Raw genomic sequence first — 18,765 nt, 5'->3', positions numbered from 1 at the left:
GGCAGCAACGAGAGCAGGGCGTCATGATTGGCGCCCTGCTTGTTTTTTGGGCGCTCCTTTTACGGATCGTCCGGCATGATTCAACGAGCGACGACGTCCATGCGTGACACCGAGTCCGCGGCTTCGCTGCGCTGCGGCAAGCACCTTCTCGATCTCTCCCGGCCCCGTGTGATGGGCATTCTCAACGTGACGCCCGACTCCTTCTCCGACGGCGGTCGTCATGACCGGCTCGACGATGCCAGGCGTCATGCCGAGCGGCTGCTGGTGGAGGGTGCGGCGATCATCGACGTCGGCGGCGAATCCACTCGCCCGGGGGCCGAGCCGGTGTCACTTGAGGTCGAGCGCGAACGCGTGCTGCCGGTCGTGGAGATGCTGGTGCAGGAGTTCGATGCGCTGGTCTCGGTCGATACCAGTAGCCCGGAGTTGATGACGGCAGTCGCCGAGGCGGGCGCCGGATTGATCAACGACGTGCGTTCGCTGTCGCGCCCCGGCGCGCTGGCGGCCGCGTCGGCGACCTCGCTGCCTGTCTGTCTGATGCATATGCTGGGTGAGCCGAGCACGATGCAGCAGGCGCCACATTACGACCAGCCCATCGAGGTCGCAGTGGCGAATTTTCTGCGTGAACAGGTGGCGCGCTGCGAGTCCGCCGGTATCGCGCGCGAGCGTCTGCTGCTGGATCCTGGCTTCGGCTTCGCCAAGACACTTGAGCATAATCTCGAACTGCTCAATCGCATGGCCTCGCTCGAGACGCTCGGGCTGCCGCTGCTGGTCGGCATGTCCCGCAAGAGCATGATCGGCAAGACTCTCGGCCGCGCTGTCGAGGAGCGGCTGCCGGGCGGGTTGGCACTGGCTGTGATGGCAGTGGAGCGAGGCGCTAGAATCATCAGAGTGCACGATGTCGCGCCGACCAAGGACGCGATAGACATGGCCTGGGCCGTGCTTCAGGAGCGAAGCGATTCATGAGTAGACGTTATTTTGGGACCGATGGCATTCGCGGCACCGTGGGTGAAGCGCCAATCACGCCGGACTTCATGCTCAAGCTGGGCTGGGCCGTCGGTCGCGTGCTGGCACGCAAGCTGTCGTGCCACGAGGTTCGTCAGCGAGCCATTGGTGCCTCGCGGCCCAAGGTTGTGATCGGCAAGGATACGCGTATCTCGGGTTACATGTTCGAGTCGGCGCTGGAGGCCGGGCTCTCCGCTGCCGGGGCGGATGTCTCGCTGCTTGGCCCGATGCCGACGCCTGGCATCGCCTACCTGACGCGGACGTTTCGCGCCGATGCAGGCATCGTGATCTCCGCATCGCACAATCCGTATCAGGACAACGGCATCAAATTCTTCTCCGCCGAGGGGCTCAAGCTTGCCGATGATGTCGAGAGCGAGATCGAGGCAGAACTCGACAAGCCGCTCGAGACGCTCGCGCCGGATCAGCTCGGCCGCGCCGTGCGCATCAACGACGCCGCCGGCCGCTACATCGAATTCTGCAAGTCGACGGTCCACAACCGGCTGGAGCTGCATGGGCTGCGGATCGTGCTCGATTGCGCGCATGGCGCGACCTACCACATCGCGCCGAACGTCTTCCGCGAGCTCGGCGCCGATGTCAGCGTGATCGGTGCCGAGCCCGACGGCCTCAATATCAATCGTGATGTCGGTTCCACGCATACCGAGCGACTGCGGGAGCGGGTGCTGGAACGGCGCGCGGATATCGGCGTCGCCTTCGATGGTGACGGTGATCGAGTGCTGATGATCGACCGTCACGGCAACCTGATCGATGGCGACGAGATTCTCTACATCATTGCGCGCGATCTCCACGGTCGCGGGAAGCTCAACGGCGGCGTCGTCGGTACCCTGATGAGTAATTTCGGACTGGCGGCAGCGTTCGAAAAAGCGGACATTCCCTTCGAGCGGGCCAAAGTGGGCGACCGTTACGTCACCGAGCGTCTGTTCGCCAACGACTGGCTGCTGGGCGGCGAATCATCGGGGCACATCGTCTGCCGTCATGTGCAGACGACCGGTGATGGTATCGTCTCCGCGCTGCAGGTGCTGGCGGTCATGGTGCGTGAGGGCGTCGCCCTCGATGCACTGCTCGAAGGCTTCGAGAAAGCGCCGCAGGCCTTGATCAACGTCCGCCTTCCCCATCGAGACGCTGCTGCGGCGGTCATGCAGAGTGAGACCCTGCAGCAGAGCGTGGCTGCAGTGGAGGATGAGCTCGCCGGCGCCGGTCGCGTGCTGCTGCGGCCCTCTGGCACGGAGCCGCTGATTCGCGTCATGGTCGAGGGCCGCCCGCGGTTCGACGTTCAGGCCATGGCGCGACGCATCGCCGACAGCGTCGAAACCCTGATCGCCTGAGTCGTTCGAGTCCCGGTGATCGGATTCCGGCCGAGGCGGTAAGCAACATTTGTTGTCTTGCTGTCAAGGCTCTTATACCATGTCGCACCACCGACGGGAGGTAGCATGCGCAAGCCGCTGATCGCGGGTAACTGGAAGATGAATGGCTCGAAGGAACTGGTCGAGTCGTTCGGTCGGGCATTTACCGATATCGACCTGCCGTCGCCACTGGAAGTGGTGATTCATCCCCCGTTTCCCTACCTGGATGCTGCCCGCGAGGCGTTCGCGAACTCGGCCATCGAGCTGGGGGCGCAGACGTTGAACCCGCTTCATTCCGGTGCCCGCACTGGTGAAGTCAGTGGACAGATGCTCAAGGAATTCGGCGTTGCCTACGTGCTGGTCGGTCACTCCGAGCGGCGTCAGCTCTATCGAGAGGATGACGAGCAGGTCTATGACCGGGTCATCGCGGCACTCAGTGTCGGCATCAAGCCGATTCTCTGCATTGGCGAGACCCTCGAAGAGCGCGATGCCGGGCGTACCGAGGAGGTCGTGCTGCGTCAGGTGGGGTATGTCATGGCGAGGCTCGAACCCGAGCAGCGTCGTGAGATGACTCTTGCCTACGAGCCGGTCTGGGCAATCGGCACCGGTCGTACGGCGACACCGGAACAGGCGCAGCAGGTCATGGCGGCCATTCGAGGCTACCAGGCCGGCTTCGACCGTGAACTGGCAGCGGGGTTGCGTCTGCTTTACGGCGGTAGCATGAATGCGGCCAATGCGCGCGAGCTGCTTGCCCAGCAGGATATCGACGGCGGCCTGATCGGCGGAGCGTCGCTCAAGGTCGATGATTTTACAGCGATTTGTCAGTCAGCAGGTTGATTTCATGCAGATAGCAGTTTTGTTATGTCACGTTCTGGCCGCCATCGCCTTGGTGGTCCTGGTTCTGCTGCAGCAGGGCAAGGGCGCCGAGGCCGGGGCGGCATTCGGCGGCGGCTCGTCGCAGACGGTTTTCGGGTCTCAGGGTAGCGGCGGCTTCATGTCGAAGCTCACCGGTGGCCTGGCGGCCCTGTTCTTCGTCACGTCGCTGGCGTTGGCTTACTTCGCCTCGCACAGTGCCGATGCGCCGCAGAGCGGTGTTCCGGACGCGCAAGTGATCGAGCAGCAACATAATGGTGCGCCGACGCTTGACGATGGCGATCAAAGCGGGAATAATGCTGCGCCAGCACTCGAGGAAGGCGGCGATCAGTCATCGTCAAATCCTTGAGTGAGAAGGAAAACTCGCTGTCATCTAGAAGATTGAAGTGATGGCGAGTCGCATGTCGGTGATGCAGTCTGGTTTCGTTGCCGCCATGTCCCCCGATGCCGAAGTGGTGGAATTGGTAGACACGCTATCTTGAGGGGGTAGTGACCTTACGGTCGTGCGGGTTCAAGTCCCGCCTTCGGCACCATCGTCAAGTCCATCGGTACTCTATTTGCCCGGACCGCTGAACGATCTGAATGGTCTGCTGCGGTTGCGCAGGAGACGGGCGATAAAGAGGCTGCCTTGACCCATCTCGGGGCCGTTTCTATAATCGCCAACCTGATGTTGCGGGGTGGAGCAGTCTGGTAGCTCGTCGGGCTCATAACCCGAAGGTCGTCGGTTCAAATCCGGCCCCCGCTACCAAGTTTTTCGAAAGGCCCCTTCCTGAGAAGGGGCTTTTTGTTAGCAGCCATGTCAACTCGGCGCTTCGCCGCCATTGATGCTGCTGACGCCAACGCCAGTCAGCCACCTAGTACCTTGCACTTCTCTCTACTCCCGGTCAGGTGCCTGATGCAACTGCTGCAGGAGTCGTCTGTGGTCACCAAGGACGCAGCACTATATGCAATCATCGAACCCGTGGTCAGCGCCATGGGCTTCGAGCTGTGGGGCCTCGATTATCTGGCTCAGGGCAAGCACTCCAAGCTGATGATCTACATCGATAGCCCCAACGGCATTTCGGTGGACGATTGCGCCAGTGTCAGTCGTCAGGTCAGCGGTGTCATGGACGTCGAGGACCCGATCTCGGGCAACTACACGCTCGAAGTGTCTTCGCCGGGCATGGATCGGCCGCTCTACACGCTGGATCACTTCGCGCGTTTTCGGGGGCATGTCGTGCAGCTCAAGCTGCGTACTGCCTTCGACGGGCGGCGCAAGTTCCAGGGGCTGCTGGCCGGCATCGACGGCGACGAGGTGCTGCTGCACATCGACGGGGAGGAGTTCTGCTTCCCGATAGAGAGCATTGACCAGGCGCGGGTCGTCCCGCAGTTCGACGATTGATCTCGATCACCTGCGACTCGACGACCTCGGTGGCATGACTTCCGACAGTCGAGACCAAGAATTCGAAACCCAGAACCGGTTTGTCGGCAAGGTCCGGAATCGGTTGTTCGGCGAGGCATAGGCATGAGCAAAGAAATTCTGCTGGTCGTTGACGCCATCTCCAACGAGAAAAGCGTCCCCCGGGACGTGATCTTCGAGGCCGTCGAGGCAGCTCTGGCCAGCGCGTCGCGCAAGCGCTTCGAGGGCCAGGACGTCAGCGTCCGCGTTCAGATCGACCGCAACACGGGCGAGTACGATACCTACCGTCGCTGGGTCGTCGTCGAGGACGAAGAGTACCTCAGTGAAGACCGCGAGATTCCGCTGTCCGAAGCCGAACAGCGCGATCCGCCGCTCGCGCTCGGTGACGTGGTCGAAGAGCAGATCGAATCGGTCGCTTTCGGCCGCATTGCTGCGCAGACGGCCAAACAGGTCATCGTGCAGAAGGTGCGAGAGGCCGAGCGTGCGCAGATCGTCAAGCAGTACACCGAGCGCGAGGGCGAGCTGGTCGCCGGCATCGTCAAGAAAACGACGCGCGACGGCCTGATCATCGACCTGGGCGAGAACGCCGAGGGGTTTCTGCCGCGTGGTGAGATGATCCCCGGCGAACGCTACCGCATGAACGAGCGTGTCCGTGCCCTGCTGTGGAAGGTCGACGCCGAAGCGCGTGGCTCCCAGCTGATTCTTTCGCGTACCAAGCCCGGCATGCTGATCGAGCTGTTCAAGATCGAAGTGCCCGAAATTGCCGAACAGCTGATCGAGATCAAGGGTGCTGCCCGCGATCCGGGCGCGCGCGCCAAGATCGCGGTCAAGACCAACGACAAGCGCATCGACCCCGTCGGTGCCTGTGTCGGCATGCGCGGTTCGCGCGTGCAAGCGGTGTCCAACGAGCTGCGTAACGAGCGCGTGGACATCATTCTGTGGGACGACAACCCGGCGCAACTGGTGATCAACGCCATGGCGCCAGCGGAAGTCGCCTCCATTCTCGTCGACGAGGACGCCCATTCGATGGATGTCGCGGTCGGTGAGGATAATCTCGCTCAGGCCATCGGTCGTAGCGGCCAGAACGTCAGACTCGCCAGCGAGCTGACCGGATGGACGCTCAACGTCATGACCGAAGACGAGGCCGAGGGCAAACGCGAGCAGGAAGTCGACAGCCTGGTCGAATATTTCATCAACCATCTCGAGATCGACGAAGAGGTCGCCCGCATCCTGGTCGAGGAAGGGTTCACGACGATCGAGGAGCTGGCCTACGTGCCACTCGAGGAGATGCTGGAGATCGAAGAGTTCGATGAGGATCTGGTCGAGGAACTGCGAGCGCGTGCCAAGGATGAGCTGCTCAACCTGGCAATCGCCTCGGAAGAGGAACTGGACGGCGCTCAACCCGCCGAAGACCTTCTCACGATGGACGGCATGGACCGCCACCTGGCTTTCATTCTTGCCAGTCGTGGCATCGTCACCATGGAGGACCTCGCAGAACAGTCCATCGAGGATCTGAAGGATATCGACGACGTGGACGAGGAGCGCGCAGCGGCATTGATCATGACTGCCCGTGCGCCTTGGTTTCAGAGCGAAGAGTAACGTGGTCACGGGTTCAGGAGGGTCGTAATGTCAGACATGACCGTAAAAGAGTTTGCCGGCAAGGTGGGACGCGATGTGTCCCGTCTGCTTGAACAGATGAAGGATGCGGGTCTGCCGCATCAGCAAGAGAGCGACGCCGTCTCCGAAGAGGACAAGCAGCGTCTGCTCGATCACCTGACGAAGAGTCACGGTGGCGGCCGCGGTCCGCGTAATCGCATCACGCTGACGCGCAACACGCGCAGCAAGATTCGCTCCGGTGAGCGCGGCAAGACGATCGAGGTGCAGGTGCGCAAGAAGCGTACCTACGTCAAGCGTGAAGCCGAGCCCGCTGAAGAGCCGCAGGTCGAGGAGAGCGGTCCGCGTCAGCTGGTCGGCGATATGGCCGACAAGGCCCAGCAGGCCGAGCAGCAGGCGAGTGCCGAGGCTGCGCAAGCCGCAGCCGAGACCGCAGGTCAGCAGGCTTCCGACAAGGCGGCCGCGCCGGCTGCCTCGCCGCAGGCCCCGGGCGACGACATTCCGCAGGAGCCGCAGGTCGAGGACGACGAGCCGACATCGAACAGTCAGCCGTTCGTCGAGCCGCCGCCCAAGGAGCCGCGTACCGAGAACCGTCGCGCCCATCCGAAGAAGGACAAGGAGCGCGATCAGGGTCGCCGTGGTCGTCGAGACGATAACGACGATCGCTCCGAACGTCGTCGCGGTGGCGGGGCCAAGAAGGTCAAGCGCGCCGAGCGTCGCGGCAGCCGTCGCGGTCGCAGCGATAACGAGCATGGCTTCCAGAAGCCGACTCAGCCGATCGTGCGTGAAGTCGCCATTCCGGAATCGATCAGCGTGGCCGAGCTGGCCGACAAGATGTCGATCAAGGCCAACGAAGTGATCAAGGCCATGTTCACCATGGGCGCGGCCGTGACCATCAACCAGACCATCGATCAGGATACTGCCGCGATCGTGGTCGAGGAGATGGGGCACAAGCCCAGATTGGTCAAGGAAGATGCGCTCGAGACCGAAGTGCTCGAGAACATCTCCTATGAAGGTGACGAGATCGTGCGCTCGCCGGTCGTGACCGTCATGGGTCACGTCGACCACGGCAAGACCTCGCTGCTCGACTTCATTCGTCGCACCAAGGTCGCGACCGGGGAAGCCGGCGGGATCACCCAGCACATCGGTGCCTATCACGTCGAAGGCGAGCACGGCGGTGTCACCTTCCTCGATACGCCCGGACACGCTGCCTTTACCGCCATGCGTGCCCGCGGTGCGCAGGCGACCGACGTGGTCATCCTGGTGGTGGCTGCAGATGACGGCGTCATGCCGCAGACGATCGAAGCCGTCGAACACGCCAAGGCGGCCGAAGTGCCGCTGGTGGTCGCGGTCAACAAGATCGACAAGGAAGGTGCCGATCTCGACCGGATCCGCAACGAGCTGTCTCAGCACGGCGTGATTTCGGAAGAGTGGGGTGGCGACACCCAGTTCGTGCCGGTGTCGGCCAAGACCGGCGAAGGGATCGATCAGCTGCTCGAATCCGTGCTGCTGGTCTCCGAAGTGCTCGAACTCAAGGCGGTTCCGGAAGCGCCGGCCAAAGGCGTCGTGGTCGAATCCCGTCTCGACAAGGGGCGCGGTCCGGTCGCTACGGTGCTGGTCCAGAACGGTACGCTCAAGCGTGGCGACATCGTTCTGGCCGGCCTGCACTACGGTCGCGTCCGTGCGCTGACCAACGAGCTCGGCAAGCAGGTCGAGTCGGTCGGTCCGTCGATGCCGGTCGAGATCCAGGGTCTCGATGGCACGCCGGAAGCCGGTGAAGACTTCATGGTTCTGGCCGACGACAAGAAGGCGCGCGAGATCGCCAACTTCCGTCAGGGCAAGTACCGCGAGGTGCGCCTGGCACGTCAGCAGAAGGCCAAGCTGGAGAACATGTTCAGCCAGATGGGCCAGGACGAGGTGGCCAAGGTCAACATCGTGCTCAAGGCCGACGTGCAGGGCTCGCTGGAAGCGATTCGCGGCGCGCTCGAGGAGCTTTCCACCGAGGAAGTCCAGGTGGCCGTGGTCTCTTCGGGTGTCGGCGGCATCACCGGTACCGATGCCAATCTGGCGCTCGCCAGTGAGGCGATTCTGGTCGGCTTCAACGTCCGTGCCGATGCCTCCGCTCGCGAGATCGTCGAGCGCGAAGGGCTGGATCTGCGCTACTACAGCGTCATCTACCAGCTCATCGACGAAGTCAAGCAGGCTATGAGCGGCATGCTGGCGCCGGAGTGGAAAGAAGAGATCGTCGGTATCGCCGAAGTCCGCGATGTGTTCAGGGCACCGAAGATCGGCGCCGTGGCGGGCTGCATGGTCGTCGAGGGCACCGTTCACCGCAACAAGAAGATCCGTGTTCTGCGCGAGAACGTGGTCATCTACGAAGGCGAGCTCGAGTCGCTGCGCCGCTTCAAGGATGACGTCAACGAAGTGCGTAACGGCATGGAGTGCGGTATCGGCGTCAAGAACTACAACGACGTCCAGGTCGGCGACAAGATCGAGGTCTTCGATCAGGTCAAGGTCGAGCGGACTCTGTAAGCGACGACGGGCCCGGCGTTAACGCCCGGGCCCGCGGGAGCGGATCATGCGCGAATTCAAACGTACCGATCGAGTTGCCGACCAGCTGCAGCAGGAGCTGGCCGTGCTGATCCAGCGCGAGATCAAGGATCCGCGCCTGGGCATGGTCACCGTCAGCTCGGCCAAGGTCAGTCGCGATCTGGGCTACGCCGACGTCTACGTGACCTTGCTGGGCGAGAACGACCCGGCGCGTATCAAGGAAAACCTGGCCGTGCTCAAGCGCGCGTCCGGGTTTCTGCGTTCGCAGGTCGCGCGGCGAATCCAGCTTCGCCACGTCCCGGAACTGCGCTTTCACTACGACGAAAGCGTGGTGCGCGGTCACGAGCTGTCGGCGCTGATCGACGAGGCGGTGGCCAGCGACAAGCGTCAGGAGGGTGCCGACGAGGCGTCCGACGCCGATGTCTCCTCGCAGCGTGATGGAGAGCCTCAGCGGGGTGATGGAGAGCCTCGCTGATGGCGCGACGCCGCAAAGGGCTGCCGATCAATGGCGTGCTGCTGCTCGACAAGGCCGCCGGCATGTCGAGCAACCATGCGCTGCAGCGGGCGCGACGCCTCTATCAGGCTCGTAAGGCCGGGCATACGGGGACGCTGGACCCGATGGCCACCGGCCTGCTGCCGGTCTGCTTCGGTGAAGCGACCAAGTTCTCCGCCCATCTGCTCGATGCCGACAAGGTCTACCGCACGCGCGTCAAGCTGGGCGAGACGACCGATACCGGCGATGCCGAGGGCGAGATCCTCCAGCGTCGGGCACTGCCCGACGCGCTGGATCGTGGTGCCGTCGAGAGCGTTCTCGAGCGTTTTCGTGGAGAGATCGATCAGGTGCCGCCGATGTACTCGGCGCTCAAGCATCAAGGGCGCAAGCTCTACGAACTCGCCCGCGAAGGCAAGACGATAGCGCGTGCCCCGCGCCGCGTGACGGTGTATGATATGCGGCCGTTTGGCTGGGCCGATGACGGGTTCTGGCTCGAGGTGCGCTGCAGCAAGGGTACCTACATCCGCACGCTGGCCGAAGACATCGGCGAAGCGCTTGGGGTCGGGGCGCATATCAACGCGCTGGAGAGACTCGAGACAGGACCGTTCGATAGCGCGCGCCGCATCTCGCTCGAGACACTCGAACAGATGGACGAGCCCACGCGACTGGCGCAGTTGCTGCCGGCCGACGTGATGCTCGAGCACCTGCCGAAGCTCGGTGTTTCGGATGCCGTGGCAACGCGGCTTCTGCACGGGCAGCCGGTGACGGTGCCGGAGACGGCGCTGGAGGCCGGTGCGCAGGCCAGACTGTATCGCGACCAATCCTTTCTGGGGTTGGTCGAGTTGACCGGGCAGTGTGAGATAACCCCTCGCCGCCTGATCGACACGGCATCGATCTGATGCCAATTGCCGGCCCAGTGCCGGCATCGACCGGGAGACTGCAAATATGCGTGGTCTCCGACATTCATCATCCAAGCATATTGCTTACTGGAGAGTTGCATGGCACTGACTGCTGAAAAGAAGGCCGAAATCGTCAAGGAGTTCGGTCAGGGCGAGAACGACACCGGTTCCCCGGAAGTCCAGGTCGCACTGCTGAGCGCCAACATCGATGGCCTGCAGGGTCACTTCAAGGATCACAAGCAGGATCACCACTCTCGTCGTGGCCTGATCCGCATGGTCAACCAGCGCCGCAAGCTGCTGGATTACCTCAAGGGCAAGGACTTCGATCGTTACCAGGCGCTGATCAAGAAGCTCGGCCTGCGTCGCTGATCGACACCGCCGACACTCTTGTCGGCGGCCTGTTGCCAGAAGGATCCGCGGTCTCCAACCGCAGATCGAAAAGCGCCTCTCCGGCAACGGAGGGCGCTTTTTCTTTGCGCGGTGTCAACGCAGCTGTGATCGCCTTCTCTTCGCGCCTGCCCTCTTTGACTCATCCCCTGCCTTGAGCGAACACGTCTTCTACCAAAGGCGAATACGCACGAATCATTAAAGCGCCTATCGTTAGCCACATAAGTATGATGTATGACGATAGGATATGGCTGCGTACTTCTTGCTCGTTACGCATTTCCTACCTGCTCCGTCGCATCGACCTCTTCACCCCGAGAGGACCGCGTTTTCCCGTTCGTCCTCCCGCGTCATCTGCCGATCAGGAGTTTTGACATGAGCACCTCCGGTTCTGCCTCTCAACCGGTCGACGACCCGATACTCGCCAGCGCCGTCAAGAAAGTGAAGTGGCACATTCTTCCGCTGTTCGTCGCCGCTTTCATCGTCAATTACATCGACCGGGTCAATATCGGTTTCGTGCGTGAACACCTGAATGCCGATCTCGGTATCGGTGTGGCGGCTTTCGGCCTCGGCGCCGGCCTCTTCTTCGTGGGCTATGCCATCTTCGAAGTGCCCTCGAACATGTTGCTCGAGCGCTTCGGCGCGCGCGCCTGGCTGACCCGTATCATGTTCAGCTGGGGCATCGTCGCGACGTTGATGACGTTTATCCAGAGCGAGACCCATTTCTATATTCTGCGCTTCCTGCTGGGTGTGGCCGAGGCCGGCTTCTTTCCTGGCATCATCTATTACTTCACTCGCTGGCTACCGGCCGGCGAGCGTGGCAAGGCGATGGCGATCTTTCTCAGTGGCTCGGCCATAGCGTCGATTCTCTCGGGCCCGATCTGTGGTGCGCTGCTGTCGATCGATGCTTTCGGATGGCATGGCTGGCAGTGGATGTTCTTCCTCGAGGGCATTGCCGCACTGGCGCTGACGCCGCTGTTCTGGTTCTACCTGCGCTCGAACGTCCACGATGCAGAATGGCTTAGCCGCGAGGAGCAGGATGTCCTCAAGGCGACCATCGAGCACGAGCAGGCGGAGCGCGAAGCGCAACAGGGCGAGAAGATACCGACCTGGCGTCTGTTGATGGACCCGAAGATCGTGCTGTTCTGCCTGATCTTCTTCTCCATCTCGCTGACGATCTACGGCATGACCTTCTGGCTGCCGACCATCATTCACCGGATGGGCAATATCAGCGATTTCGACACGGGGCTGTACAACTCGATCCCCTGGATCATCTCGATTGCGGCCATGTATGCGTTTGCTGCGCTGGCACAGCGCTTCCGCTTTCAGCAGGGCTGGGTGGCCGCGTCTCTAGTAATCGCCTCGCTTGGCATGTTCCTGTCGACGACTGCCAACCCGGTGTTCGCGTTCGTCGCGATCTGCTTCGCCGCGCTCGGATTCAAGGCATCAGCCTCGCTGTTCTGGCCGGTACCGCAGAACTATCTGGATGCCCGCATTGCGGCGCCGGTCATCGCGCTGATCAATTCGCTTGGCAACCTCGGGGGCTTCGTGGCGCCGACGACCTTCGGTTTCCTGGAGGCGAGAACCGGGTCCTACGAAAACGGCCTTTACATGCTCGGTACGGTCACGCTTGTCGCCGCCGTTCTGGTGCTGCTGACGGCGAAAAAGCGTGGCGGCGGGCGAGGCGAGCCTCGACGGGTCGAAGCGCCGAGGCGTCCGGCCGAGAAATTCGCCGGCTGACGATCCTGTCGAACCCCGCTTTCAGCGGGGTTCTCCGTTGTCGGCTTGCGAGTCGGCGGCGGATTACCTAAGCTCCTCGGTCACAATCTCTCGGCGCCTTCATGGCGCCGACGTAAGCGTTCAACGTCAACCAACGCATTCACCTGCCGGTATCCGGTGGGGAGTGCGTTGCGTGCTTTCTCCCATCGGCTATCGGCTCTGCAAAGGAGTCCTCTCGATGGCCGAAGCTGTCAGTGCAGATACCCCGCTGGATACCGGCACCTTGCGCCGGCTGGTGCTTCTGACGATATCCCTGTTTCTCTCCTATCTCTGCGTGGCCATGGCGCTGCCGGTGGTATCGGTTTACGTCAACCACGAGCTTGGCATGAGCGATACGCTGGGCGGGCTGGCGGTCGGCATCGCCTTTCTCTCGACCATTCTGACCCGCAATCTCGCCGGGCGGACCAGTGATCGGCGCGGTGGCCGGGTCAGCATGTTCTACGGATTGGCGCTCTATGTGCTGGCGAGCCTGGTATGCCTGGGCTCGACCTGGTCTTCGCTGTCGCCAGGTCTCGCCTACGCGGTACTGATCGTCGGCAGGCTGATTCTCGGTCTCGGCGAGAGTCTGACCGTGATCGGCATGGTGAGCTGGGGCATCGGCCTGACGGGACATGCGCGCTCTGGACGCGTGCTGTCGCTGATGGGCATGGGGATGTACGGCGCCTTCGCCGTCGGTGGCCCGCTTGGTTTGGCGCTGTTTGAGCAGCTGGGGTTTTCCGGGCTCATGGCGATCGCCTGCGTGCTGCCGCTCGCCGGCATGCTGCTCGTGCGTCCGGTGCCGGCTGACCAGCCGCAGCCCGGTGAACGCCAGCCGTTCTGGCACATCATCGGCCGTATCTGGCGCCCGGGGCTGGCAGTCTGTCTGCAGGGGGTGGGTTTTGCCGCACTGGGCGCTTTCGTCTCTCTCTATTTCCATGCCGAGGGTTGGCCGCACGCCGGGTGGGGACTGACCGGCTTCGGCATCGGCTTCGTGTTGATGCGTCTGCTGTGTGGTCATCTGCCCGATCGGATCGGCGGCACGCGGGTCGCGATGGCGTCACTGGCAGTGGAGGCCTGTGGTCAGGCGCTGCTGTGGCTGGCCGTCGGTCCATGGATGGCGCTGGTGGGCGCCTTTCTGACCGGTGTCGGCTGCTCCATGGTGTTTCCGGCCATGGGCGTCGAGGTCGTGCGTCGCGTACCCGCCTCCGAGCGGGGCACGGCGATGGGCGGCTTCGCGGCTTTTCAGGATGTCGCTTATGGTGCCACCGGGCCGATTGCCGGCCTATTCGCGGGCGCTTTCGGCTACGCCAATATCTTCCTGCTCGGTCTGTTGGCCGCGCTGCTCGGCCTGGTGATGGCCTGGCTTGCGCACCGAGAGCCCGAGCTCGCGACCTGAGGGTGATTCGGAAAGGATACCGCCGCCCCATCGGGCGGCGGCTTGGGTCATCCCGATGACGCCAGCACCATCAGACTGGCGTCACGGGCGCCTTGCCGTCGAGCACGTTGAGTGTATTTTCGGCGGCGAGATCGCACATCGCGCCGCGCGTCTCGTGTGTGGCGGAGCCGATGTGCGGCAGGCAGACGACGTTATCCATCGTCATCAACGGTGAATCCTTCGGCAGCGGCTCCTTCTCGAAGACATCCAGGCCAGCGTAGTAGAGCGTGCCGTCCCGCAGGCACTCGATCAGTTCCTGCTCGCGCACGACCTTGCCGCGGGCGATATTGACGAAGATCGCCTTGGGCTTGGTCAACGAGAGCAGGTCGCGACCGATCAGGCCCTCTGTCTCCGGCGACAAGGGCACGGTGACGCAGATGAAATCCGCCTCCGTGAACAGCGTCTCGAGATCGACCTGGCGGGCGCCGAGCGTCTTGTCCGCTTCCGGCTTGGCGGAGCGGTTCTGATAGATCACCTTCATGCCGAAGCCGAAATGGCCGCGGCTTGCGACGGCCTGGCCGATGCGACCCATGCCGACGATGCCGAGCGTCTTGCCCTTGAGATCGACCCCGAACTGATCGCGACCCGGCGAAACGTTCCAGCGGCCGTCGAGCACCATGCGGTTCATTTCCGAGGCGCGCCGCGCGGTCATCATCAGCAGCAGGAACCCGGTGTCGGCCGTGGCTTCGGTGAGCACATCCGGCGTGTTGGTCAGCACGATGCCGCGGTCGTGGATGGCGGCGACGTCATAGTTGTCGACGCCAACCGATACGCTGGCGATCACCTTGAGATTAGGAGACTGCTCCAGCAGCGCCTTGTCGAACGCCACGTTGGAGCCGATGAAGGCGACGGCGCGGGTCATGGCCTCCTTGAAAGCGGCGCGATCCTCGTCGCTGCCGAGGCGTACGAAATGGACGACGTCGAAGGTCTGCTTGAGTTTGTCGAGCAGCTCCGGATACAGCTCATGCACGATCACGAGGGTGTCTTTCATGCGGCGACTCCTTGCGGTGAGTTGGCTTGGCGGCGCTAAAGCCGACGGTCATCGGTATTCAGCGTAGGAAAGGATCGCGGCCGTCTGCGGCATGTTTTTAATCATACATCGTACAAGAAGTGTGGGCGTCATCGATGACGTTATGCCTTAGTCGCACGCGAGCGGCGGGCGATGGCATACACTGTTTCTACCCTCACCGGGTTTTCCCGCTGACAACGACAACGTTCTAAAGTCAGGTAATCGATCATGAGCGAGCACTTTATCGACCTCGGTGGCCGGCGCTACCGATTCGACGATCTCGGCGCGCTGATGGCCGCGGCTTCTCCGCGGCGTTCCGGCGACGAGCTCGCCGGCATCGCCGCGGCCAGTGCCGAGGCGCGTGCGATAGCGCAGATGGCGCTGGCAGAGCTGCCGCTGGCAACTTTTCTCGAAGAGCCGCTGATTCCTTACGAAGATGACGAGGTCACGCGGCTGATCCTCGATCGACATGACCGTGATGCCTTCGCGCCGGTGGCGGGGTTCAGCGTCGGCGAGTTCCGCAACTGGCTCCTGTCGGAGCGAGCCGACGCGACATCGCTGGCCCGGCTCGCACCGGGGCTGACGCCGGAGATGGTCGCGGCGGTCTCCAAGCTGATGCGCGTACAGGATCTGGTGCTCGTCGGGCGCAAGTGCGAGGTCGTCACGCGCTTTCGCAATACCCTCGGGCTGCCGGGACGACTATCGACGCGGCTGCAGCCCAATCACCCCACGGATGACGCCGCCGGCATTGCCGCCAGCATTCTCGATGGGCTGCTCTATGCCAGCGGCGATGCGGTGATCGGCATCAACCCGGCCACCGATAATACCGGCACGGTGGTAACGCTTCTGAAAATGCTCGACGAGATCATCGCGCGCTACGAGATACCGACGCAGAGCTGTGTGCTGACGCATGTCACCACCGCGATCGAGGCGATCGAACGCGGGGCGCCGACCGACCTGGTGTTTCAGTCGATCGCCGGCACCGAAGCGGCCAACCGTGGCTTCGGCATCGATCTCGCGCTGCTGCGCGAAGGGCGTGAAGCAGCACTTTCGCTGGGTCGCGGCACGGTCGGCGACAACGTCATGTATTTCGAGACCGGGCAGGGCAGTGCGCTGTCGGCGGACGCCCATCACGGGCTCGACCAGCAGACGCTGGAGGCGCGAGCCTACGCTGTCGCGCGCGAATTCGAGCCGCTGCTGGTCAACACGGTGGTCGGTTTCATCGGACCGGAGTATCTGTTCGACGGCAAACAGATCATCCGCGCCGGTCTGGAGGATCACTTCTGCGGCAAGCTGCTCGGCGTCCCGATGGGCTGCGACATCTGCTACACCAATCACGCCGAGGCGGACCAGGATGACATGGATATGCTGCTGACGCTGCTCGGCGCGGCGGGCTGCAACTACATCATGGGCATTCCGGGCGCCGACGACATTATGCTCAACTATCAAACCACGTCGTTCCACGACGCGCTCTATCTGCGTCAGCTGCTCGATCGTCGCCCGGCGCCGGAGTTCGAGGCCTGGCTGGATGCGAGCGGCATCTATCGCCACGGCCAGGGGATCGCCTTCGCCAATGAACTGCCGGCGCGCTTTCAGCATGTGCTTGCCGACCTCGGGGAGCAGACATGACGCAGCGAGACGACGATTCCGTGGTCGTAGCCAATCCCTGGCAGCGTCTGCGTGAGCTGACCGATGCCCGCATCGGGCTTGGGCGCTCGGGTGGCAGTCTGACCACCCGCGCGCAGCTCGCATTTCAGCTCGATCATGCCCGCGCCCGCGATGCCGTTCACATGGCGCTGGATACCGAACGCATGATGCCAGAGCTCGACGAGCGGTTTCCGCTGGCGCTACGACTTCACAGTCGGGCGGCGGATCGCGACGAGTATCTGCGCCGTCCCGACCTCGGTCGTCAGCTCTCAGAGACGGCCGCCGCAGAGATCGGGGCGCTGAACGCCGATGCCTGCGATGTGTCGATTTGCATCGTCGATGGGCTCTCGGCCCGGGCCATCCACGAGCAGGCGATCCCGTTTCTCGAGGCTTTAGCGCCGGAGATCGAATCGCTCGGACTGACGCTCGGCCCGGTGGCGCTGGTCGAGCAGGGGCGCGTGGCCATCGGCGATCCGATCGGCGAGGCGCTCGGTGCGCGCATGAGCGTGGTGATGATCGGCGAACGCCCCGGCTTGAGCTCGCCCGACAGCCTCGGGCTCTACTTCACCTGGGCGCCCAGAACGGGGCGTCGTGACAGTGAGCGAAACTGCATTTCCAACGTGCGTCCGCGGGGGCTCTCCTATCGCAATGCCGCGAAGCTGCTCGCCTACCTGATGCGCGAGGCGCAGGTGCTCGGCGCGTCAGGCGTCGCGCTCAAGGATGATAGCGAGGTCGACTCTCGCCTGGGCGACGGCCGTCAGGGCAACTTCCTGCTACCGCCGCAGGCGTGACCCCCAGCTCGGCTGGGCCTCAGCCCCCGAATCGATCGTTTGCGCCAGATCAGACCCGGCGCGCATGCTGGGAAGACAATCGCCAACGACGCAGGGAGAACCATGTCTCGACCCAATATTCTGGTGCTGATGGCCGACCAGGTGAACGGCACGCTGTTCGAGGACGGCCCGGCGGATTTCCTGCAGACGCCGCATCTCAAGGCGCTGGCCGCGCGCTCGGCGCGTTTCGCCAACGCCTACACGCCGAGCTATCTGTGCGCACCCGGCCGGGCTGCGTTCATGTCCGGTCAGCTGCCGTCGCGCACCGGCGTCTATGATAATGCCGCCGAATTTCCTTCCAGCATTCCGACCTGGGCACACCACCTGCGTCGTGCCGGCTACGAGACCTGCCTCTCCGGCAAGATGCACTTCGTCGGACCGGACCAGCTCCATGGCTTCGAGTCCCGTCTGACCACCGACGTCTATCCCGCCGATTTCGGCTGGACGCCGGATTATCGCAAGCCGGGCGAACGCATCGACTGGTGGTATCACAATCTGGGTTCGGTAACCGGCGCGGGCGTCGCCGAGATCTCCAACCAGATGGAGTACGACGACGAGGTCGCCTTTCTCGCCGAGCAGAAGCTCTACGATCTGGCTCGGGGACAGGACGAGCGCCCATGGGCGATGTGCGTCAGCTTCACCCATCCGCATGATCCCTACGTGGCGCGGCGCCAGTACTGGGACCGGTATGAAGATTGCGAACACCTGGAGCCGACACTGCCCGAGGTCCCCTACGCGGCGCAGGACCCGCACTCCCAGCGGCTCTACGTCGCCAATGACTACACGCAGTTCGATATCCAGCCCGAGAACGTGAAGCGCGCCCGCCGCGGCTATTTTGCCAACCTCTCCTATGTCGACGACAAGATCGGTGGAATTCTCGATGTGCTCGAGCGCACCCGCATGCTCGACAACACGATTATCCTGTTCGTCTCCGATCATGGCGACATGCTCGGCGAGCGCGGGCTGTGGTTCAAGATGAGCCCGTTCGAGGGCTCCTCCCGCGTGCCGCTGATGATGGCGGGGCCGGGCATCGCGCCGGGGCGCATCGACGATCCGGTCTCGTCGCTCGACGTCAATGCGACCCTGGCCGATCTGGTCGGTATCGATCTCACCGCCATCGAACCCTGGACCGACGGCGAATCGCTGCTGCCGCTGACGCGCGGCGAGCGGCGTGAGACGCCGGTCTACATGGAGTACGCTGCCGAGGGGACCTATGCGCCACTGGTGACGATTCGCCAGGGACGTTACAAGTTCAATCACTGCGAGCTCGATCCGCCCCAGCTCTTCGATCTCGAGACGGACCCGATGGAGCAGCGCAATCTGGCCGAAGATCCTGACCATGCCGAGCTGCTGGCGGACTTTCAGCGCCAGTGTCGCGAGCGCTGGGACATGACGCGGTTCGATGCCGAGGTACGCGAGAGCCAGGCACGCCGGCTGATCGTCTATGAAGCGCTGCGCAACGGTGCCTATTACCCATGGGATCATCAGCCGCTACAGGTCGCCTCCGAGCG

16 protein-coding genes and 2 tRNA genes are annotated in these 18,765 nt (G+C 63.2%); 17 read left to right on the top strand and 1 reads right to left on the bottom strand.

Annotated features, from left to right (window positions below; genetic code table 11):
* Window positions 1–99: 99 nt before the first annotated feature.
* The 14 genes from folP (at window position 100) to IE125_RS03640 (ending at window position 13,729) form a co-directional block, all read left to right on the top strand.
* Window positions 100–963: a dihydropteroate synthase gene (gene folP / locus IE125_RS03705; RefSeq protein WP_229808910.1), complete on the top strand. Its 864-nt coding sequence runs from the start codon at window positions 100–102 to the stop codon at window positions 961–963.
* On the top strand, window positions 960–2,345 hold the full coding sequence (glmM, locus tag IE125_RS03700; protein ID WP_189443256.1) for a phosphoglucosamine mutase: 1,386 nt from the start codon (window positions 960–962) through the stop codon (window positions 2,343–2,345). Before folP ends, glmM begins: the two co-directional genes overlap by 4 nt.
* 105 nt (window positions 2,346–2,450) lie before the next feature.
* Window positions 2,451–3,200 carry a triose-phosphate isomerase gene (tpiA, locus tag IE125_RS03695; RefSeq protein ID WP_189443255.1) on the top strand — a complete coding sequence of 250 codons (750 nt, stop codon included), beginning with the start codon at window positions 2,451–2,453 and terminating at the stop codon, window positions 3,198–3,200.
* 4 nt (window positions 3,201–3,204) lie between these two features.
* Complete coding sequence (gene secG / locus IE125_RS03690; protein ID WP_189443784.1) at window positions 3,205–3,585, top strand: preprotein translocase subunit SecG; 381 nt, start codon at window positions 3,205–3,207, stop codon at window positions 3,583–3,585.
* Between the two features lie 97 nt (window positions 3,586–3,682).
* A tRNA-Leu gene (locus IE125_RS03685) sits at window positions 3,683–3,769 on the top strand.
* A gap of 138 nt (window positions 3,770–3,907) precedes the next feature.
* Window positions 3,908–3,984 (top strand) — tRNA-Met (locus tag IE125_RS03680).
* 171 nt (window positions 3,985–4,155) lie between these two features.
* A complete protein-coding gene (rimP, locus tag IE125_RS03675; protein WP_189443783.1) occupies window positions 4,156–4,617 on the top strand; it encodes a ribosome maturation factor RimP in 462 nt (153 codons plus the stop codon).
* Window positions 4,618–4,740: 123 nt separating this feature from the next.
* A complete protein-coding gene (gene nusA, locus IE125_RS03670) occupies window positions 4,741–6,234 on the top strand; it encodes a transcription termination factor NusA (protein WP_189443254.1) in 1,494 nt (497 codons plus the stop codon).
* Between the two features lie 27 nt (window positions 6,235–6,261).
* Window positions 6,262–8,781, top strand: coding sequence for a translation initiation factor IF-2 (gene infB / locus IE125_RS03665; RefSeq protein WP_189443253.1), 2,520 nt, complete (start codon window positions 6,262–6,264; stop codon window positions 8,779–8,781).
* A gap of 46 nt (window positions 8,782–8,827) precedes the next feature.
* Window positions 8,828–9,274, top strand: a complete 447-nt coding sequence (gene rbfA, locus IE125_RS03660) for a 30S ribosome-binding factor RbfA (RefSeq protein ID WP_189443252.1) — start codon at window positions 8,828–8,830, stop codon at window positions 9,272–9,274.
* Complete coding sequence (truB, locus tag IE125_RS03655; protein ID WP_189443251.1) at window positions 9,274–10,191, top strand: tRNA pseudouridine(55) synthase TruB; 918 nt, start codon at window positions 9,274–9,276, stop codon at window positions 10,189–10,191. Before rbfA ends, truB begins: the two co-directional genes overlap by 1 nt.
* Window positions 10,192–10,290: 99 nt before the next feature.
* A complete protein-coding gene (rpsO, locus tag IE125_RS03650; protein ID WP_189443250.1) occupies window positions 10,291–10,560 on the top strand; it encodes a 30S ribosomal protein S15 in 270 nt (89 codons plus the stop codon).
* A gap of 390 nt (window positions 10,561–10,950) precedes the next feature.
* Entirely contained in the window at window positions 10,951–12,315 is a 1,365-nt protein-coding gene (locus tag IE125_RS03645) for an MFS transporter (protein WP_189443249.1), read from the top strand.
* A 217-nt stretch (window positions 12,316–12,532) separates the two neighbouring features.
* Window positions 12,533–13,729: an MFS transporter gene (locus tag IE125_RS03640; protein WP_189443248.1), complete on the top strand. Its 1,197-nt coding sequence runs from the start codon at window positions 12,533–12,535 to the stop codon at window positions 13,727–13,729.
* Window positions 13,730–13,799: 70 nt separating this feature from the next.
* Here IE125_RS03640 and IE125_RS03635 read toward each other — a convergent pair whose 3' ends face one another.
* Complete coding sequence (locus IE125_RS03635) at window positions 13,800–14,759, bottom strand: 2-hydroxyacid dehydrogenase (RefSeq protein ID WP_189443247.1); 960 nt, start codon at window positions 14,757–14,759, stop codon at window positions 13,800–13,802.
* Window positions 14,760–15,005: 246 nt separating this feature from the next.
* Here IE125_RS03635 and IE125_RS03630 point away from each other — a divergent pair, with 246 nt between their 5' ends.
* The 3 genes from IE125_RS03630 to betC all read left to right on the top strand — a co-directional run.
* Complete coding sequence (locus IE125_RS03630) at window positions 15,006–16,406, top strand: ethanolamine ammonia-lyase subunit EutB (protein WP_189443246.1); 1,401 nt, start codon at window positions 15,006–15,008, stop codon at window positions 16,404–16,406.
* Window positions 16,403–17,215: an ethanolamine ammonia-lyase subunit EutC gene (eutC, locus tag IE125_RS03625; protein WP_189443245.1), complete on the top strand. Its 813-nt coding sequence runs from the start codon at window positions 16,403–16,405 to the stop codon at window positions 17,213–17,215. Before IE125_RS03630 ends, eutC begins: the two co-directional genes overlap by 4 nt.
* Window positions 17,216–17,317: 102 nt before the next feature.
* Window positions 17,318–18,765: choline-sulfatase (gene betC / locus IE125_RS03620; RefSeq protein WP_189443782.1), on the top strand; the 1,448-nt coding region annotated here is incomplete at its 3' end.

Source organism: Salinicola rhizosphaerae, assembly GCF_014652715.1.
Taxonomy (GTDB): Bacteria; Pseudomonadota; Gammaproteobacteria; order Pseudomonadales; family Halomonadaceae; genus Salinicola; species Salinicola rhizosphaerae.
Note: the sequence above shows the minus strand (reverse complement) of the source record. Positions and strands in the feature narration are given on the sequence as shown.